Genomic DNA, 19,976 nt, shown 5'->3' on the forward strand with positions numbered 1-19,976 from the left:
CCGGGAGGAAATAGATGGGTTTTTTTGATAGTTTTTCAACAGATATTGGTATTGATTTAGGAACCTGTAATACCTTGATTTATGTTCGTGACAAGGGAATTGTTATTGACGAACCTTCAGTAATCGCTGTTGAGAAGGGAACAAAAAGAATTGTTGCCGTTGGTGCAGAAGCTAAGCGAATGCTTGATAAAACTCCTGGAAACATCATGGCTATCCGTCCACTTGCAGATGGTGTTATTGCCGATATAGATAGTACAGAAAAGATGATTAAATACTTCATCTCTAAAATCATTCCACGCCATCAGCTTTTCAAATCTGTAAGAATGAAGATTGGTATTCCTTCCTGCGTAACTGATGTAGAACGCCGTGCAGTTATTGAAGCTGCAATGAAGGCTGGTGCTAAGGAAGTTGAAGTAATCGAAGAAAGCCGTGCAGCTGCTATTGGTGCAGATATTCCTATTTTTGAGCCAGCTGGACACATGATTTGTGATATCGGTGGTGGTACCGCAGAAATCTCTGTAATTTCCCTCGGTGGTATGGTTGTTACTCACTCAATCCGTGTTGGTGGAGACAAGTTCGACGAAGCAATCGTAAAGCACGTAAAGAGTGTTCATAACCTTATTATTGGTCAGCCAGCTGCTGAACGTCTTAAGATTCAGATTGGTAATGCCGCTCCAGAAAAGACTATTGAAAAGATGGAGCTTAAGGGAACTGACGCTATTACAGGTCTTCCACGCCGTCTCGAAATCGACAGCGTTGAAGTACGCGAAGCTCTCAAAGAGCCTGTAACAAAGATTGTTGAAGAAATTAAGTCTGTACTTTCAGAAACTCCTCCAGAGCTTGCTTCAGATATCATTGAACGTGGTATCGTAATGACTGGTGGTGGTTCTATGCTCCGCGAGCTTCCAAAGCTCGTTTCAAAGGAAACTGGTGTACCTGTTATTCTCGTAGAAAAGCCTCTTGAATGTGTTGCTCTTGGTGCTGGTAAAGCATTCGGCCTGTTCAAGGATATGTATTCTGAAAGAACAATTTACGACAGTCTTAACGACTAATTCAAGCTTTCTCCGGGTGGGTGGTTATGCGAAGAAAGCCGAATTTTTCTTTCAAAATTAAATTTGCAGAATTTCTCCTCGTTCTATATCTGCTTGCCGGAGGTTTGTCTCTGGCATTCCATACCGGTGGATTTATCTTAAACTTTAAGCAGATTGGTTTTTCTGTTTTTTCTTCACTTGATAAGGGAGTTCACTTTGTTGCAGGTGGATTTAAGAATACCTTTAATGCAGTAGGAGAACTCCGTAAATTAAAAAAAGATTATAATGATTTAGTAATTAAGCTTGAGAACTATGAAGAAATGCAGCGTTCCAATGCAGATATCCGTAAGGAGAATGCACGTCTTAAGGAACAGCTGGACTTTGCAGTTTCTTTAGATGAAAAAAATATCCCGGCACAGATTATTGCCCGAGATCTTGATAATGCATTTACATATCTTACAATCGATAAGGGAAGTGTAAACGGAATCCGTAAGAACATGCCGGTTATTGCATTCCAGAATGGTAACCAGGGACTTGTAGGAAAGGTTGTTCAGGTTGGAACTTTTACAAGTCAGATTATGCCGATTTACAATATCAACAATATCGTTTCAGCACGTATTCAGAATACACGTGACCTTGGTCTTGTAAATGGACTTGGAAGTCAGGATCAGCCGCTGCTTATGCAGTACATCCGAAAGTCTGTAGTTGATGAACTCAGTTATGGAGACATCGTAGTAACTTCCGGTGAAAACGATAATTACATGCGCGATATTGCAATAGGTACAATCACAAAAATTACTACACTTGATTATAACTCATCGCTGAATATTGAGCTTGTGCCGATTATTGATTTTGCAAGACTCGAAAATGTAGTTGTTGTTAATCAGAAAGAACTGAACGACCGAAAGGCAGATAAGGAGTAGAGCGTATGACAAAATCAATTCTTGTAAGTACATTCATACTTTTATGTGCCGTTATTCTTGAATCTTCAATTCTGTCAAACATTACATTCATATATATTGTTCCAGACCTTGTATTAATCTGTTCAATTTATTTTTCACTTTTGAATGGAAAGATAGTAGGTGAAACAACAGGCTTTATTTCCGGAATCTTACTGGATTTTATTACCGGTATTCCTTTCGGCTTTAACTGCATATTCAGAACCATAATCGGATATGTTGGCGGAATCTTTGCCAAGAATGTAATTATTTCTGGTTTTATTCTTCCAATGCTCTGTGTCGGAATCGGAACAATTGCTAAAACTCTTATGGTAAATCTTCTGGGACTTCTGTTTCCAAATGTACACATCTACATTGCCGGAATCATTTCATACGATTTTCTTTTTGAATTTATTGAAAATGTTCTTCTGGCACCGTTTGTATTTAAGTTTTTAAGCTTTTTCCGAAAATCACTTGCAGTACGCTCTGTTAAGGACAGTATAGACAATGATTAATTCTGAAGACAGATTAACAAAAGGTTCTAAAATCTTCATTCTTCTCATTATTCTTGTCATTTTTTTTATCTGCTATGCATACAGACTGTTCTCAATGCAGATTGTACAGGGTGAGCATTACCGTTCGCAGTCTCAGAGAATTTCAAGCCAGATTACAGTTATTTCAGCACAGCGCGGTGAAATCTTTGACCGCAATGCGCTGCTTCCAATTGTAATCAATACAGATTCGTTTGCTGTTGAAGTAACTCCCGGTGAAATTCCTAAGGACCGTTACGATACTGTAATTCTAAAACTTGCACAGTATTTAGGAATCAGTAAAACAGATATTGATAAAAAGATTCCAAAAAATATGCGCCGTTCATATTCTACCGTACAGGTAAAATCAAACGTGCCTTTTACAGTTATTTCTAATATTGCAGAAAATAAAATTGATCTTCCTGGTGTTTCCTGGGTTTCTAAACCAATCAGAAACTATCAGCATACAGGATCTCTTTCTCATATTGTAGGTTATGTTGGTGATATCAACCAGGACGAAATGACTGTTCTTTATAACCAGGGTTACAAGAAAACAAGTATTGTTGGTAAGACTGGTATTGAAAAGCAGTATGATTCACTGCTTCAGGGTAAGGAAGGCCGCGAAATGTCTACCGTTGATGTTCATGGTCGAATTATTTCTGATACACCAATTGTTGAGCCGCCGGAAATGGGTAAGAGCCTTGTTCTCACAATTGACAGTGATACACAAAAGCTTGTAGAAGAAGCTCTTGGAAACAGAGTTGGTGCTTCAGTTGTTCTTAAGCCTGCTACCGGTGAAGTTCTTGCAATGGTTTCTTATCCGTATTACGACTCAAATATCTTCAGTTCGGATGATGCGGGAATCGAATATGCAAAGCTTTTGAATGATACTTCAAAGCCTCTCTTGAACCGTGCCGTTCAGGTTTCTTATCCTCCGGCTTCTACCTTCAAAATCATCATGTCTGCCGCAATGCTTCAGGAAAATGCTTTTCCTGCCAGCAAGAAAATTGAATGTAAGGGTGTGATGGTTTATGGTGGCCGTAAGTTCCACTGTCACGTAAAAGAGCCTGGACACGGCTGGCTTGATATGAAAAACGCTATGGCTCAGTCTTGTGACGTTTATTACTGGACTGTTGGCCGTGATTACCTTGGTATTGAAAAGATTGCCTCTTATGCCCGTGAGTTTGGTTTTGGTAAGAGTGCTCAGATAGATTTGCCTAGTCAGGTTTCTGGTCTTGTTCCAACTGCTGAATGGAAGGAAAAGAAATATCACGAAAAATGGCTTGGTGGAGATACAATGTCTTGTTCTATCGGACAGGGCTATATGGAAGCTACTCCTTTGCAGCTTGCTAATATGGTTGCAATGGTTTCTAACGAAGGCGTAATTTATAAGCCTCATCTCCTTAAGGAAGTTCGTGATCCAGTAACAGGTGAAGTTATTGATGAGGTAAGACCACAGGTTCTTACTGAATCAACAATCGATAAAGATGTATGGAAACAGATTCAGGAAGCAATGCGCTATACTGTTACAGACGGTACACCTCAGTATCCTATGCATAATAAGATTGTTCAGATTGCCTGTAAAACAGGTACTGCAGAAGTTGAACCATACAGTAATCCAAACAGAAAAGATGAACAGAGCTGGCACTCTTGGCTTGTTGCTTATGCTCCTTATGATGCACCTCCAGAGGATCGTATTTGTGTTGCAACAATCGTAGAAGCCTGCAACAAATGGGAATGGTGGGCTCCATACTGTACAAATATCATCATTCAGGGAATCTTTGCACATCAGAATTGTGAAGAAGCTACAAAGGCACTTGGCTTCTCTTATCTTACAAATAACCGCGGAAGACAGGAATAGGAGAGGTTAGTATGAAGAATAAGTTTTTTTCAATGTTCGATTATCTTCTGATTCTTGTTGTATTAACTCTTGTAGCTCTTGGAGTAATGTTCATTTATTCTTCAAGTATTAACTCCGAAGGAGTTCGTGTAACAAACGAATATATAAAGCAGATTATCTGGGCTGCAATTGGTTTTGTGATTATGATTGGAATTACAATCTATGATTACAGAAGAACAGAATCTCTTTCTATTTACGGTTTTATCGGACTTCTTATTCTTCTGGTTTATACAAGAATTTTCGGTCGTTATGTAAATGGTGCAAAAAGCTGGATTGGTATCGGTGAATTTGGTATTCAGCCTTCTGAGTTTGGAAAGGTTTTCTATATTCTTTATTTAGCTCGTGTTCTTGATGATACTGCTAATGGAGATCAGTTGAAGCGTTTCTTCCTTGCAACTGGAGTTCTGCTTCTTCCTATGGGACTCATCCTTTTACAGCCGGACCTCGGAACTTCTTCTGTATATCTTCCTATTTACTTTATCATGTGCTTTATTGCCGGTGTTCCAATCAGATATATCGGTTATATATTCCTCTTTGGTGTATTCACGATTTTCTTTGCGATACTTCCGGTATGGAATGCAGAAATTGCAATAAATCCACTTGCAGTTATTACGATTTTAACAAACTTTAGATTAAGAGCAATTTTGATTTTCGCCTTTGTTGTAATTACACTTTTGGGTTACGTTATCCGCCGTTACCTTCACGGTCCGCGTTATATTCACTGGATTATCTACTTTACATCAATTATTGCACTTGCACTTATTTTCTCAATGATTCTTGGCAAGGTGTTAAAGGATTATCAGATTAAGCGTTTAATCATCTTTATGAATCCTAATAAGGATCCTTTGGGCGCCGGCTGGAACATCATTCAGTCTAAGGTTGCCATTGGTGCGGGTGGTGTAATTGGTCAGGGATATTTGATGGGAACTCAGAGCCATTACCGCTTCCTTCCTCAGCAGAGTACAGACTTTATTTTCAGTATTCTTTCTGAGGAATTCGGCTTCCTTGGCGGAATGCTTGTATTCTCATTATACTTTATTATTCTTCTTAAGATTCTTTATATTATCCGTAAATGCGTAAACCGTTACGGCTCGTACATATGTGCCGGAATATTCGGAATGTTCTCGTTCCATTTCTTTATTAACGTAGGAATGGTTATGGGTATAATGCCGATTACAGGTATTCCGCTGCTGTTCCTTTCTTACGGTGGTTCATCACTGCTTACAGCAATGACTTGTATCGGCCTTGTAATGAATGTAAATTACAGAAAGGCCGAACTCAAGTAGTTTTAATCAGAATTAATTAGCAGCTTCAATAACAGCATAGAATGCAGGTTTAGTATAATAAACCCATTTGTTGCTGTTTGGCTTTGTAAACAGAAGCGGGAACTGATTACAGTTACCAAGCCATTTCTTCTGATATTCCATATTCAGCCAGGTGTTTTCATCATTAAGCCCCCATACAGTAATGCTTTCTACACCATGTTTAGAAGCTGTCTTACGGTTTTTGATATAAACCTGGAAGTAAGCCTTGTAAGCATCAGAAAGACTGTTGAACTGCTTTCCGCTGACACCAACAATATCTTTTTCTTTGTCATAGCTGTTCCATGTTCCAATATCAAGCTCTGTAATCTGAACATCAATACCTTTTGCAAGGAAATCTGTGATTTCTTTTTCTACAGCTCCGGCAGAATTCTTAACACTGTGATGAGACTGAAGTCCCATAGCATCAAGTCGGGTAGGGAGAGTTGCATCATCTTTATGAGAAAGAATAAGATCAACAACACGAAGCTGCTTAGCATGCTTATCGCTTACAGAAGTTCCGTAGATTCCACCGTAATCGTTATAAACAAGCTTTACATCTTTTGGAGCATATTTATTTGCATACTTAAAAGCATCAACAAGGAAGTCTCCGTTCTTATAAACTGAATACCATTTTGAATCAGTTCTAAGCCAGCTTGAACCTCCATCAGGTGTAGCTTCATTAAATACATCCCATGCCCAGATAATATGCTGTCCGTTATTATTTTTCTTTTCCCAGTTATCAACACGTTCCAGAACAGTTTTGATATACCATTCAAGGCGTGCTTCCATTTCATCGCGGCTAACTAAAGCTTTTGATTTATCATAATCTTTACAGAAAAATCCATCTTCTGTCTGAGAATGCCATCCAAGAGTATGACCTCTCATTTTAAGATTATTTTTCTTACAGATTGCAAGAATATCATCAATACGCTGAAGTCCATTAAGAACCGGAGTTTTTATTGTTACACCGTTAGATGCTGTAAAAGAGCCGGAAACAGTTGGTTTATTTCCCCACCATGCCATTACAAACTGAGGCTTAAACTCGTTTCCCATAGTAATCTGGTTTGCATGCTTTGCAAGACCTTTCTGAACTTCATCATAATAAAGTTCCTGTTTTGTTCCCCAGCCATTACCAAAGTTACCGTATTCAACTGCAAAACCAACATGTTCAAAATACTTTTCATAAGTTTTGCTGAAAGATGGAACGGATGGATCAAGCCAGTCTTTTGAAGTTACGGTAGAATTAGATGCGGCGAATGTACAATTAACAGTCATAACAAAAACAAAAATCATACATAAAAGAGTTATTTTGTTCTTTTTCATAATATTACTCCTTATTATTTGTTGAATTTCCTTTTCAATTTTAACATAAGGCTTTTTTTATGTTCATAAAATAGGGGAATTTTTCTAAAAATTTAATTAACAAAATCAATAAATATAACAAAATTATAATTTGTGATTCTTTGACATTTATATTGTAAAAAATGTATAATTTGATAAAGTTTGAAAAAATATATGAGGTAGAAAACGTGAAAAAATTTCATTATTGTGTATTTATATTATTCGTTTTTTTTACAGCGTGTAGCTCAAGTATTCCATTACCTGAAAATAAATCTAACAAAATAGAAGTATCAGTAAGTAATATACAGGATTTTACTCTTAATTCTTCATTAAATACAGAAAAAACAGAATTAACAATAACAGTAGAAAGTTCAATTCCATTTAATGAGCTAACATGGTCATTTGACGGAAAGGAACTTTCTGAAACAGGAAGTCAGACTGTAATTAATATTAATTCTTTAAAAAAAGGTGTCTATAATTTAATTGTTACAGGCATTTATAACGGTATAGTATATTCTGCTGAAATGATTATAACTATAAATTAAGAAAACGGAGTAAAAAATGAAAAACTTTTCAATTAAATTTTATAAAAATGTAATTTACTTTTTGATTGTAGTACTATTTTTTTCATCTTGTCAAAATTCATATAATGATGAATATAATAAAATTTCAGACAATGAAATAACAGATAATTCAACTTACTTTGTTGTAAATAATAATTCTAGTAGATCTGTTCTACCTGAATATAAAAATGATTCTTTTAATGTATATGTATTAAAAGGCAGTCTTGATGATGGAGAAGAAAAAGATTTTGGAACCTTCAATTCATATAATGACTTATGCAAAACCAAGTTTGAGGTAACTGAAGGAGTATGGACTTTAAGTTTAACCGCCCAAAGATATGAAACTGTTTATTCTGATTCAATTACAACTACAATAAAAAATGGGGCAAATTCAGTTTCTTTTGAATTAAAAATGGAAAAATTGGATACAAAAGAAGGTAAAGGAAGTATTCAATTTAATTTAAATGTTCCAAATGAAGTTGAAAAAGTAATATATTTACTAAAAGATTTTTATAACGGCTTAATACTTTCTGGATTTGAAAAAATAGAAACAACTGTAAATAATGGAGTATCCGTTTTTAATGCACAGGACGTTCCTTCTGGAACTTATTATATTGATGCAGTTTTGTATGATAAAGATGGAAATAAATTAAACGATTATAGAACAGTAGCTACTGTTTGTGATAGTGTAATCAGCAAAGGTGTATTTACAATTACTGCAGTAAATCAAATTTATAACATTACTTTCGCTGCTGGTCATTATTCATTTGAAGAAGGATATGTATTCAAAGCATCTTATACAAGATTTGATACTGATCCAATTATTTTACCTGCAAAAGACAATCTGAATACAGCTCTTCAATTTTTGGGCTGGTATTTAAATAGAGACTGTACAGGTGAACCTGTAACAGAAATTCTACCTTCAGAGCAAACAGATTATGTCTTATATCCAAAGTGGGGTAATGAACTTACATGTACAGTATCGGAATTGGAAGAATATATTACTGATTTTTATAATACTGAAATAATTGTTCATATTACTGATTTAAATCCAGAAATTGATAAAATAGGAAAGTGTCTTAAAAAGAATTCAACAGTAAATGTTAGTCTTGATTTAGATGCTTGTACAGAATTAACAAGAATTGATGACACTTTTAGTAATTTAAATAATCTGACTGCAATTTCGATTCCGGAAAATATTACAAATCTTTATTCTTCTGCATTTAGCGATTGTAAATACTTAAAAGAAATAAACTTTAATGTAAAGCATTATCAGAATAGTAGTAGTTATTGGAGATGGCTTAATGATAAAACTGGTTGTGAGTCTGATATTGGTGGTGTAATAATAAATATTGGAGCTGGAGTTGAAGAAATACCATCATATTTCGTGTACTTTGATGGAAATGATTGTATAAAAAAGATTAATTTCCCAGAAAACTCAGCCCTGAAAAAAATTGGAGAATCTGCGTTTGAAAAAGTTGCAGCAATTGAAGAAATAACTCTAGGCGGAAACCTTGAAAATGTAGGAAGTAGTGCTTTTTATGGATGTAAAAATCTCAAAACTGTAAAAATTACAAAAAATGATATTTCACTCGGTTATTCTCCTTTTGATAAAACAAATATCGAGAATATTTATTTTTTTGGAAATCTTACTGACTGGCTTAATTTTTGTAATACAAATTATACTTCCGGATATTCAGGTTCCAGTAAAATAAATTGCAATACAACGGATGGGTCTAATTTATATTTGAATAATGTACTTCTTACCGATGTATATTTAGATGATAAAGATTGTATTATTAATCCTTATGCTATACAGAATATAAAAAGTATTACATCCATAACTATAGGGGAAGCTGTTGAATCAATAGATATAAAATCAATTAGTAGTTCTTATAGAATTCCTAATTTAAAAACAATTAATTTTAATGCAATAAACTGTAAGGATATTTCTTCCTATTCATATATTTTTGGAAAAACTATTGGAAGTAGTGATGGTATAACTGTAAATATTGGAAATAAAGTAAAAAGAATTCCAGCATACCTATTTCAATCTTACTATAATAACAGCGATTTTAACTTAAACAAACTTGTTTTTAAGGATAATTCTGTATGTTCTGAAATTGGTAGATCAGCTTTATCCTCGCTTTCTAAATTAAAATCTATTACACTTCCCAAAAGTATAACTACATTACAGTCTTATGTATTTTCTGATACTGCTTTGGAAAACGTATACTATGAAGGAAGTCTTGAAGACTGGTATACCAAAATAGAATTCTATACAGAGAGTTCAAATCCTTTGTATTATGGTGAAGCTAATTTATATGTTAATAAAAATGAATTAGTAGAAACGCTTGATTTTTCTGATGAAATAACAGATTTATCAATTCAACAACATGCCTTCAGTGGTTGTAAGAGCTTGAAAAAAGTTGTTATACCAGAAAATGTAACTTTAATACCTAAATATTTTATAGACTATGCTTATTATGTTGAAGAGCTTGATTATAATCCTAGTGCTAGTATCAATTTCACTACTGAATATTCCAGATGTTTTCTTGATATGGGAACAAAATCTCCAAATGGTGTAAAACTTGTAATAGGAAAAAATGTTACTAAAGTTCCAGATTATTTCTTTTGTCAATCAAGTGCTGATATTACTGAACTTACATTTGAAGATAATTCTAAATGTAAAGAAATAGGAAAACAGGCATTTTATTATTTAACTTCACTAAAGAAGATTACAATTCCAGAAAGTGTAGAAAAAATTAATTCTGCTGCTTTTAGTGGAGATAGTCGTTCATCATCTTGGGGATCTTATCTGGAAGAAATCAATTTTAATGCAAACATAACAGACAGTAATCACAAAAATGAAGGTTTCTCAAATGCTGGACAATATTATGAAAAAGGACTTGTACTAAACATTGGACCAAATGTCAAAGTTATTCCGGAAAAATTATTTTATAACGCTTGCATAAAAACTGTAGTTTTTGAAGGAACTGGTATTTCAGAAATTAGAGAAAATGCCTTTTACGGACATACAATTAACGAAGTAAAATATCCTGGTACACAAAGACAATGGCAGGAAATAACTTTTGAGAAGGAAAATTCAAATCCTTGTTATGCTGGTGCAAATCTTTATATAAATGGAGAACTTTATACAGAAGTAACATTTGATACTGATATAACAGAAATGCCAAATGCAACATATGCAGGTGTAAAAAGTATTACAAAAATTACAATTCCAGAAGGAATTACAAAACTTGGTAAATACACTTTCTGGAATTGTATAAATGTTACTCAGCTGAATTATAATTCCATTTCCTCGAAAATTTTTGGCAGTTCTCGTTTATTCTATAATGTTGGTCACAACACTGAAGGTGTAACTGTAAATATAGGAGATAAAGTTATAGAAATTCCTGATGAGATTTTCTCGGAATCATATTCAAAAAATTATTCAATAAAAATCACGTGTGTTAATTTCCCAGACAATTGTATTTGTAAAGAAATAGGAGATAGCGCCTTTTATGGGATTATTTCTCTTAAAGAAATAACAATTCCTAAATCTATTATAAAATTTGGAAGTAGAGCCTTCGGAGAATGTGATGCACTTGAAAATGTATATTATCTTGGATCAAAAGTTGAGTGGGAAGAAATTTCATTCAAAGATGAGAAGTCCTCACCATGTTGTAATGGAGCTTCCTTATATTTTCAAGGAAATAAAGTAACTTCAGTAGCGTTCCCAGAAGGTACACTTACAACTCCTGCTGGAGCTTATTCTGGTTGTAAAGATATAACATCTGTTTCTTTGCCATCTACTCTGAAAACAATCAATAACTATATTTTTTATAAATGTACAGGACTTACTTCTATTACAATTCCTGAAAGTGTAGAAGAAATATTGGATTCTCCTTTTTATGGATGTACTGGATTATCAGAAATCATTTATTTACCATCAAAACTTAGTAAAAATACAAGTTATCCTGGTGATATGTTTAAGGAAGCAGGAAAAACATCTTCAACAGGAGGCTGTACTTTAACAATAGGTTCAAATGTAGTTGAAATTTCTGAAAGTATGTTCAGGGAAGCAAGAAATATTAATACAATAAACTTTCAGGAAAATTCTAAATTAGAAGTAATAAAGAGAAGTGCATTTGAATATTCTGGATTAACATCTATAATTATTCCTGATAGTGTTAAAGAATTGGAAAGTGATTCATTCTATGGTTCTCATAGTCTTGAATCTGTTACAATTGGTTCTGGAGTAAAAAAAATATCTAGTCGTTCATTTAGTAATTGTGAAAATTTAAAGCAAGTAACATTTAAGGATACTGAAAATTGGTATAAAAACGAGTACAGTTATTATTCAGAATTTATTTCTGAAGATAAAATTGATGTTTCTGATTCACAAGAAATGGCGCAAAAACTAATAAAAGAATGGAATGACTATTATCTATTTAAAAAATAATATATAATCATTAAGATTAATACAAAAAAATCTCCTCAATTCGAGGAGATTTTTTGTATATAACTTCTTAAAAGTTAATTGCATAATACAATTTAATGCTATAAAATAAATATAACATAAAAAATTTAAAAAAATGGAAAAATCAGAAAAGTTTAGTTTATCGCGAATAGTCATTTCAAACGTTACGCTGGAAAGCTGGAAAACAATTCCGCATGCAGGTGTTACTTATAATGCAGATGTCGGAAATCTTTTACAGATTTTAAAAGAATATAATCTTGAAAAATCAAAAGAACAAAAGATTTCATTAAATACAGCCTTATTAAAAATCATTTCAGAAGCCTTAAAAGTCTGTCCAAAACTCAATTCTCATGTGCACTATAATTCTTTTTTGATTTCTGGATCAACTGTTAATAAAAACAATATCGACATTTCCATGCCATTTGTACTTAATGACAGAATGATTACTGTAAATCTTCATAATCTTGAATCTAAATCTATGGAACAGATAAGAGATTATGTAAATGAGATTCGAAGAAAGTCAGAAAATACAATCATAGATGAAGCGTTAATGTCTGTAGCGGTAAAAGATACCTTAAAGGGACTTAAGAAATTAAAAATATTATCAGCTTTGCGTAGACTGATTGGCACAAAAATAGGACCATATAGAATAAAACGTATACCATTGAAACAACGCCTTGCATATAAAAAGATAGATAAGTCTCAAAAATTAACAGCATATGATTTAGAGCAGGGGACAATCACAGTTTCAAATCTCGGCTCTATTTATAAAGAATGGAACGGTGAATGTACATTACTGGAGATTGTTCCTCCTCAGGTTGTAGCTATTGCTTTAAGTTCAATTAAAAAAACAGACTCAAAGAGTATCATCACCTTTACAATTGCATTCGATCATCGTTCTCTGGATTTTGGAGATATTGTTCCTTTTATGAAGAAACTTGATGAATTCTTTGCATCCAAAGAGATAATTGAAGGATTTATAGCTTAGGGATAACGATTATGGAAAAAGAAACTGATGAACGTTTAACAGCAATCGAAATGAAACTTGCCTACATGGAAGACTTTGTAAATCAGATTCAGAACGTTGCTGTTGAACAGGCTAAAACAATTGATAAACTCCAGAAGGAAACAAAACTAATGGCGGACAGAATCCGTGAAATGTCTAATTCCATGGAAGGAGATATTCCTAATCGAAAGCCGCCGCATTATTAATGTTTTCATTATTTCGAAAAGCTATACTGCGCTGCGCATGTTGTCTTGAAACATATAAATATTAAAAATAAACAGGCGGTTTTTCTTCTGTTTTGCTTCTTTTTCTTTCTTTTCAGCACTCCAGCTGACCAGGAGGCTTACAACACCGGCGATGAGTGCTGCTGTAATAACGATCGGTAAATAAATGAACTTATTTATTACTGCAATGCCGATTACCAGAGTTGAAATAAACGGCAGACAGAAGGTCAGTATCTTGTCAAAGATATTTGAAGAAGAAGTATCTGCAGAATAATGAGTCAGATAGATTGATAAACTGATAACAGCCAAAAAGATTAAAACAGTGATTACACTTTCCATAATAGAAGCCTCCTGATTGGATAGTTTTGTTACTTTATGGCTTTTATTATATAATACAAGAGTGCCAAGGATTGGCATTGAAAAAACAAAAGTTGTCAATGATGACTTGAAGGTCTTAGTGGCCTAATAGGGCGGAAAATTGACGCTTACCCAATATTAAAAGTATATTATAAGTAGACAGAATATACATTATAGAAAGTAAAGGTTGGCAAAAATATAAGGTGTCCGTCAAATTTTGGGCCCCCTTGGGGAGCTATCCAGACACCTTGTGGAACAAATGTGGTGATTTTTATGTTCCAAGGTAACAAATTTTTCCAGTCATCTTCAGTCCAGCCATCAGTATCAGCGGCTTGTTCAAAAATACAACGAAGATAATCTTCTGGATTTACGTTATGAATTTTAGCACATTCAATCAATGTAAACAAGAGACAACTTGAACGGGCTCCATCTTCTGATCCGGCAAACAGCCAGTTCTTGCGTCCAAGTACAAATGGTTTGATTGATCTTTCAGCTCAGCTTTTTCTGAACGGGCACAGAATCTGTATCTTAATTGTGTAGCAAGTTTTTCCTGTAACTGAAGGATTTCCAGATTTTTCTTTTCTATTTCAATCTGGTTCTGTTTGAGTTCGACTTCCTGCTGTCTAATCTGAAGGTCTTTTGAGTGAATTACACTACTCTGTGCATCAATTTTCAACTGCTGGTCTGAGATTTCTTTCTGCTGACTCTGAATGATTGAGTTTGCTGCTTCCAGCATTTTGAGAGCTTCTTCTAATGTAATCCCCTTTTTATTTCCCACGGTTTAAAGGGTAACATATTTAAAAACTTTTAAAAAGAGGATTATTGAAAATATGAGCAGTTTTTAAATCAATTCGTATTGATGGGGATAACATGCATTTAAATCGCACGCGGCTTGACCGCGTGTCGGTACTTAGAAATGCGTGATACGTTCATATCGCAGATGGATTTCCTGTTCCATCAACCAATTTTTTTTATCCCATATTTAAATCAATCTCTATTAGGGTTGACGACCCTCCAAAAATTGCCGGTCGTCATACAAAAAATCTTCACCAGTTCCCCAAGATTATCAACAGTGAAATCTGGCTGCTGCTCTGGTCCCTGTAACTGCCATAACCCACCGCCCCCCTGTCGAATCCACACAGTTTTCATTCCCATTTTCTTAGCAGGAACAACATCATTATCGATTCTGTCACCAATCATAACCGCATGTTCAGCTTTGCAGTCAGCCCGCCCAAGAGCAATTTCAAAAATCCGTGGATCGGGTTTTGAAACCCCTTCTTCAGCAGAAGCAATCACCAGATCAATAAACTGCAGAATACCCCATGCCTGCAGACGAGCCGCAGTTCCTAAACTTTGATTTGCAATTACTCCAATTTTATATTTTGCTTTTAAAGCTTTTAAAACTTCAACAGTTTCTGGATACAAACGCTCGTCTTCTTTAGGCCATTTTGGCTTTGGAATTCCATATTTGTCCATTACCGCCAGATCGCCCTTATCGTTTTGTCTGTAAAACTCCAGAGCTTCTTCCTGAATCAGTTCATAAGGTTTACCGATTAAAGCAGCCGCTTCCAGAAGTCTGGTTTCGTAAGCCTTACTTTCATCAACCAGTGTGTTTCCCACATCAAAAAATAACCATTCTATACACATTTTTTTCTAAAAAAAATTATAGCATAATCTTCGGTTGACGACCCTCCAAAAATTGCCGGTCGTTATACCTGTCTTAAACATAACAATTTCTGTTTGTTTGGTTATTCCATTATATCACGCAAATTTCTCGAAATGAAGTTCTTCATGCATCTTTGTAAAGTCAATTCCAGTTAACAACATTGCCATCTGTCTTGAATTGATTTCATTTACAGATTCTTTGTTTTCTGGCCATGGCCATCTATGCTTTTCAAGTTTCTTTTGCGCTGTCCAGAATCCGGTTTTATCCCACCATATTGCTTTTAAGATATTCCTACGTTTGTTACAGAACAGGAATACAGCCTCACTTAACGGATCTTTTTCCATAATGTTTTTTATTAAATTTAAAAGTTCATCTGTTGAGATTCTTAGATCTGTTACTCCTGGTCTAAGGAATATTCTTGTGTTTGTTAAGTCAAATTTCATAACTCAATCACCGCCTTTAAGATTGTCTGTAACTGTCCTTTTCCTATTGTAGAAGGTAGTTCAATAACTGCCTTTCCAAGTTTTACGATTATCATTTCTGCAGGCTTTTCGTAGCATGGTTCATCATCAATAATCTGAAACTTCTCGATTACTGGTTCTGTAGCAGCTTCTACTTCAACAAAATCTGAAATTTTTACTGCAGGTTGTTTAGGTGGATTCTGATCCCTGTATGATGACATTTTCTCATCAATGGCTTTTGTGATTGTTTCTTTTTTGATGTGATTTAGTTCGCAAAAATTATCTATGGACAGATTTGATGCTGCAAATCTGTCTAACCAGACTTCTCTTTTTGCTTTTGTCTCGAATAAATTCAAAATGGCCTCCGTTCTGGAGACCATTCTATTATGTAAATTTGATTTATTTTAGGTGGTGATAATTAGACGCTTACCTAACATGTCAATAAAATCTTGGTATTTTAGATGATTTATCTCATTGTCTTTCCATATCTTACCTATTTTACTTATAAAATCTTTTAACTCAATAGAATATATTTGATTGTTTCGCAATATGTATTTTAATAATTCAAAAACAGTCCTGTTAGTATTGTCAGTTAAATTATTATTTTTATGCTCATTAATCCATTTATTTAATGGTTTTGTATTTATTGAAGTATTTTTTACACACATTATAAATTCATTTATATCACCCCAGCAATAATTAGGAAAATCTTTAATATCATTAGAATTAATAGCCCTTTCTATTGCGCAGCAAATTAAGTTTGTATAAGCGTACAATGCATCTTCTAAACTGAATGAGAATCTTTTTTTAGGAAAAAAATAGTCTTGACAAATTTGCCATCCACCTTTAAGAAAACCTGCTATTTGATTATGCTTAATATTATATACATTTTCCAAAAAAGAAAATCTAGCTTGTTCAGATAAATATGTTAAGTTATAAAAAAGTTGGTCTGACAAGAATTTTGGTACCCCTTGTTTCATAAAGTTAAGTTTTTTTAATGATAATAATTCTTGTGCAGAATCTTGATATTTTTTTGGAGATATTTCATAATATAAATCATCATATATTATACCTTCAAGGTAAGCATTTTCTGTTTTTATAAAGCAATTATTTTATTTGGAACATCTTGAAGTTTGACCCTTAAATAATTATAACGTGAAAGAAGTTTTTCCCGAAATTCAGCTATTGATAATGTAGTTAAATCCAATATTTCAATATTATTAATAGTAGGCATGCTTTGTTTTGTTAGTGTATAAGACATAATAAACTTCCCTTTTTATTTTTTAGCTAAGCTGTTTTGTTTTATATTCCAATTGATAACATTTGCTAAAGAAGCCCCCTTCTTGTGTAAGAGTATTTTCTTTAGAAAACTTCCTTATATAAAATTATTACCCCTGCTGTAAATACCTAAACAAATCCCAATTGTCTAATCTATTATTTCCTACATTTATAATTTCATTAACTTCAAATATTATATTTGGATAGGTGTTTGCATAAACAGCCTTAACAACAACCATATTCTTAAGATTATCAGATATTGCCATAACTGTTCTAAACTTATTGTTTTCATCTTTTCCTGCCCACATTTTTTCCGGAAGTTTATTTGGATTAAATAATAATGTTGGAGTAATTCCCCAAAATGATGATTGATGATTAATAATTTCTGTATAAATGTAATATGACATTGCTATTTTATTTTTTTTTGAAGTTTCACCTCCTGGTAAAGTTAGATGGTATGCAATTAGACTACCATTTGCTTTTCTTTCGACAATAAACATACATCCAGTATATCCCCATGACATACAACATCTAAGTATTGATTCTTCTGAACGGGTACAAAATGCGTTAGCTGTATATTGGACTAATTCTGCCTGTTCACATTTTCCTGTTGTATTATCCTCATAAAAATAACATTTTCCTGTATTCATAATAAATGGATATCCATTTAAATTTCCAGTTCTAATTGGTTGTGCTAAATGTGGGTCAGGAACTGTACTAATAAACCTTATATTATTCAATTCAATCATTATAAATTCCTCCGTATAATTATGTTACAATTAAGTAACTCTCTTTCTATATGCTTCTACAAAAATAAGGAATATTTCCAATGTGTTTTCATTTGAAAAACAAACCTCGATTTTTGTTCATTGCTATCTTAAATTAACAGAATTGTTAATTACCCCTGATTGTCTAAAATCTTGTTATATTTATCAATTAAGCAATCGATACCATTTGGATTTTCATCAGGTACGATTGTTAATTCCATCTTACAGTTGGCTCCGTTGCCGAACACTCCCTTATTGAAAGAAACACTTACGTTATCATCCTTTTCATCAATTTGAAATTCAAAATTGAATGTTGCTTTTTCAATTTTTGAAGATCTTACAGGAACAAGTGTTATAAGCGGAACTTCCAGTTGTTTTTGTTCAATCGTATTATTTTCTCCTACAACGGGATAATCCATTTTTATAGTTTTTGGAGTAAAATATTCTTCATTTGTTTGACTGGATTTAGATTTATTGAAATAAGTTTCAAAAAGTTCCAGATTATTTTTCATAAGTGAGTCTGATGCATAATTTACTGCTGTATGAAGAATTTTTAAGAAATCTTCTAATTTCATTTATTATGCCCTTCCCGCCTTAACCTTTAATTCTTCAAATTTTGTCATTGCAGTTTCAACTTTTGAATAACTGCTTTGACATAATCCAACTGTAGCACTGCAATTAGGACATGAAAACTTTACACCGCTCAAAAGTGAATATACTTCAATTCTAATAGGTGTCTGACAAACAGGACAGTTAATCTGTGTATTTTCCATATTTATTCTTTCTCCTTAATCTGTTTTGGATTTATATTTTTTGTATAAATATCCAGAATTGTTGTTATTCCTCTTGAAAGAGGAATTTGTTTAGCTTCTATACTTACCGCCATATTACTTTTTGTATCTGTTTTATCATTTTGATTGGAATATTTTGCACCAATGTAAGCTTTATTTTTTATAAGATCAGGATCTGCCTTATTGTTTTTTTCTCCCTTATGATTTACAACTGTAGTAATTTCCATATTGAAATCAATCTTAGCATTATCAATGGCAATATTATTCATTGGAAGAATACTAAGCAAAGGTACTTGAAAAACAAGGCTGTTTCCTTCACTGTCACTAATTTCCATATCAATTAATACAGGCTTATATATAATGTCGTTACCAATTCTTGTTGCATTAAAACAGTATTCAAGTATATATTGTGCCTGACCACTGAGCATTACACAGTTAGCCTTTGAAATTGCATTTAATGGTGCACTTATCATCGACTCTATGTTTTGCCCAGAGGTTACAGGTGGAGTATAAAATCTATCTTTCAATAAAATTTTATTTTTTTCCATCTTTTCTTAAAAATTAATCTCCTCAGTATTTTTTTTTGGAGTATTTTTTTATTGTTGCGGTTTAGGAATTTCAATAGGTGAAATATTCTGTGAGAATGCATCAATTATTGTATTTACACCTCTAGGTAAAGGTAATTGACCAGCATGAACATCAACTGAATACTTTGCTGAATTTGAATTCTCATAATGTGTATCATGTGTTCTAGAATCTTCTGATGAATAACTTACTTTACCTGAAATTGAAACACTGAATGGACCCCAGCCAGCCTTTCCTTCAAGAGTGGCTTCTGCATCTGTTTTCTTTTTTGATTCTTCTTTTTCTGTTTCAGATGAACTTGTTTTTACTTCCATCTCGAAGTGAATTGATGTTGAATCAACTCCCAATGAGTTTATAGGAATGATTGTTAATAGAGGTAGATCGAATTTCGTTTCAAGATTTTCAATCTTTGCTTCTCCAGCATCATCATAACTTATAACACCCCTAGATAACGACATTTGAATCATTATAGGGGTGTAATTCTTCGTTTGCTCATCATAATTGAAACAAGTATCAAGTAAATAATGAGTTTGTGAAATTCCCATCTGGGCATTGGCTTTTGTTACAGCATTTAACGGGCCACCGATAAGATCCTCCATTGGTAAACCTGAAAATTGCTGTGCAATTCCTAAAGCATTGTTTGGCATATGCTCTCCTTTTTTTTAATTCTGTTTCAGAATTAATTTTTTATTATTTTTTAGGGTTAACAACCCTTAAAAGTGCTTTGATGATGATTGGAGTTTACAATATA

Annotated in this window: 23 protein-coding genes; 9 read left to right on the plus strand and 14 right to left on the minus strand. The window is 33.4% G+C overall.

All coding sequences use genetic code 11. The features are described 5' to 3' along the window. The first annotated feature begins 14 nt into the window (after positions 1-14). From BMY21_RS02040 to rodA, 5 genes are read left to right on the plus strand one after another with little or no spacing between them, the layout of a single operon-like run. Positions 15-1,052, plus strand: a complete 1,038-nt coding sequence (locus BMY21_RS02040) for a rod shape-determining protein (protein ID WP_074640399.1) — start codon at positions 15-17, stop codon at positions 1,050-1,052. Positions 1,053-1,078: 26 nt separating this feature from the next. Further along, entirely contained in the window at positions 1,079-1,954 is an 876-nt protein-coding gene (gene mreC, locus BMY21_RS02045; RefSeq protein WP_074640401.1) for a rod shape-determining protein MreC, read from the plus strand. Positions 1,955-1,959: 5 nt separating this feature from the next. Further along, complete coding sequence (gene mreD / locus BMY21_RS02050) at positions 1,960-2,484, plus strand: rod shape-determining protein MreD (protein WP_074640402.1); 525 nt, start codon at positions 1,960-1,962, stop codon at positions 2,482-2,484. Beyond that, a complete protein-coding gene (mrdA, locus tag BMY21_RS02055; protein ID WP_074640404.1) occupies positions 2,477-4,360 on the plus strand; it encodes a penicillin-binding protein 2 in 1,884 nt (627 codons plus the stop codon). The genes mreD and mrdA overlap by 8 nt, the downstream gene beginning before the upstream one ends. Before the next feature lie 11 nt (positions 4,361-4,371). Next, the gene (gene rodA, locus BMY21_RS02060) at positions 4,372-5,685 is read left to right on the plus strand and encodes a rod shape-determining protein RodA (protein WP_074640406.1); all 1,314 of its coding nucleotides are present in this window, start codon (positions 4,372-4,374) and stop codon (positions 5,683-5,685) included. A gap of 12 nt (positions 5,686-5,697) precedes the next feature. Here rodA and BMY21_RS02065 read toward each other — a convergent pair whose 3' ends face one another. Further along, positions 5,698-7,026 (minus strand): endo-1,4-beta-xylanase, encoded by a 1,329-nt coding sequence (locus tag BMY21_RS02065; protein ID WP_074640408.1) that lies wholly within the window; start codon positions 7,024-7,026, stop codon positions 5,698-5,700. A 161-nt stretch (positions 7,027-7,187) separates the two neighbouring features. Between BMY21_RS02065 and BMY21_RS02070 the strand changes: the two genes are divergently transcribed. From BMY21_RS02070 to BMY21_RS02085, 4 genes are all read left to right on the plus strand, one after another. Then, positions 7,188-7,589, plus strand: coding sequence for a hypothetical protein (locus BMY21_RS02070; RefSeq protein WP_143064143.1), 402 nt, complete (start codon positions 7,188-7,190; stop codon positions 7,587-7,589). Between the two features lie 16 nt (positions 7,590-7,605). After that, the gene (locus BMY21_RS02075; protein WP_074640412.1) at positions 7,606-12,072 is read left to right on the plus strand and encodes a leucine-rich repeat domain-containing protein; all 4,467 of its coding nucleotides are present in this window, start codon (positions 7,606-7,608) and stop codon (positions 12,070-12,072) included. A gap of 133 nt (positions 12,073-12,205) precedes the next feature. Beyond that, entirely contained in the window at positions 12,206-13,078 is an 873-nt protein-coding gene (locus tag BMY21_RS02080; RefSeq protein ID WP_074640414.1) for a 2-oxo acid dehydrogenase subunit E2, read from the plus strand. A gap of 11 nt (positions 13,079-13,089) precedes the next feature. After that, positions 13,090-13,302 carry a SlyX family protein gene (locus BMY21_RS02085; protein ID WP_074640416.1) on the plus strand — a complete coding sequence of 71 codons (213 nt, stop codon included), beginning with the start codon at positions 13,090-13,092 and terminating at the stop codon, positions 13,300-13,302. A 21-nt stretch (positions 13,303-13,323) separates the two neighbouring features. Here BMY21_RS02085 and BMY21_RS02090 read toward each other — a convergent pair whose 3' ends face one another. The 13 genes from BMY21_RS02090 to BMY21_RS02145 form a co-directional block, all read right to left on the minus strand. Beyond that, positions 13,324-13,659, minus strand: coding sequence for a hypothetical protein (locus BMY21_RS02090; RefSeq protein WP_074640418.1), 336 nt, complete (start codon positions 13,657-13,659; stop codon positions 13,324-13,326). A 167-nt stretch (positions 13,660-13,826) separates the two neighbouring features. Beyond that, complete coding sequence (locus BMY21_RS16115) at positions 13,827-14,159, minus strand: transposase domain-containing protein (RefSeq protein WP_083379637.1); 333 nt, start codon at positions 14,157-14,159, stop codon at positions 13,827-13,829. Further along, entirely contained in the window at positions 14,072-14,455 is a 384-nt protein-coding gene (locus BMY21_RS16000; RefSeq protein WP_143064144.1) for a hypothetical protein, read from the minus strand. The genes BMY21_RS16115 and BMY21_RS16000 overlap by 88 nt, the downstream gene beginning before the upstream one ends. Before the next feature lie 209 nt (positions 14,456-14,664). Beyond that, a complete protein-coding gene (locus BMY21_RS02105) occupies positions 14,665-15,324 on the minus strand; it encodes an HAD family hydrolase (protein WP_074640422.1) in 660 nt (219 codons plus the stop codon). A 114-nt stretch (positions 15,325-15,438) separates the two neighbouring features. Beyond that, positions 15,439-15,786 (minus strand): IS66 family insertion sequence element accessory protein TnpB, encoded by a 348-nt coding sequence (gene tnpB / locus BMY21_RS02110; RefSeq protein WP_074640424.1) that lies wholly within the window; start codon positions 15,784-15,786, stop codon positions 15,439-15,441. Next, complete coding sequence (locus BMY21_RS02115; protein ID WP_074640426.1) at positions 15,783-16,160, minus strand: hypothetical protein; 378 nt, start codon at positions 16,158-16,160, stop codon at positions 15,783-15,785. Before BMY21_RS02115 ends, tnpB begins: the two co-directional genes overlap by 4 nt. 48 nt (positions 16,161-16,208) lie before the next feature. Further along, positions 16,209-16,784 carry a hypothetical protein gene (locus BMY21_RS02120; RefSeq protein WP_074640428.1) on the minus strand — a complete coding sequence of 192 codons (576 nt, stop codon included), beginning with the start codon at positions 16,782-16,784 and terminating at the stop codon, positions 16,209-16,211. 116 nt (positions 16,785-16,900) lie between these two features. Further along, the gene (locus BMY21_RS15740; protein ID WP_177177694.1) at positions 16,901-17,065 is read right to left on the minus strand and encodes a hypothetical protein; all 165 of its coding nucleotides are present in this window, start codon (positions 17,063-17,065) and stop codon (positions 16,901-16,903) included. A 127-nt stretch (positions 17,066-17,192) separates the two neighbouring features. Beyond that, positions 17,193-17,831, minus strand: a complete 639-nt coding sequence (locus BMY21_RS02125) for a hypothetical protein (RefSeq protein ID WP_074640430.1) — start codon at positions 17,829-17,831, stop codon at positions 17,193-17,195. 149 nt (positions 17,832-17,980) lie between these two features. Then, positions 17,981-18,424, minus strand: a complete 444-nt coding sequence (locus BMY21_RS02130; protein WP_074640432.1) for a DUF2589 domain-containing protein — start codon at positions 18,422-18,424, stop codon at positions 17,981-17,983. Positions 18,425-18,427: 3 nt separating this feature from the next. Next, positions 18,428-18,622 carry a hypothetical protein gene (locus BMY21_RS02135; RefSeq protein WP_074640434.1) on the minus strand — a complete coding sequence of 65 codons (195 nt, stop codon included), beginning with the start codon at positions 18,620-18,622 and terminating at the stop codon, positions 18,428-18,430. Positions 18,623-18,624: 2 nt separating this feature from the next. Next, positions 18,625-19,188, minus strand: a complete 564-nt coding sequence (locus BMY21_RS02140) for a DUF2589 domain-containing protein (protein ID WP_074640435.1) — start codon at positions 19,186-19,188, stop codon at positions 18,625-18,627. A gap of 48 nt (positions 19,189-19,236) precedes the next feature. Next, positions 19,237-19,872 carry a DUF2589 domain-containing protein gene (locus BMY21_RS02145; RefSeq protein WP_074640437.1) on the minus strand — a complete coding sequence of 212 codons (636 nt, stop codon included), beginning with the start codon at positions 19,870-19,872 and terminating at the stop codon, positions 19,237-19,239. Positions 19,873-19,976 lie beyond the last annotated feature (104 nt).

The sequence above is a fragment of the Treponema bryantii genome (assembly GCF_900111035.1).
Lineage (GTDB): Bacteria > Spirochaetota > Spirochaetia > Treponematales > Treponemataceae > Treponema_D > Treponema_D bryantii_C.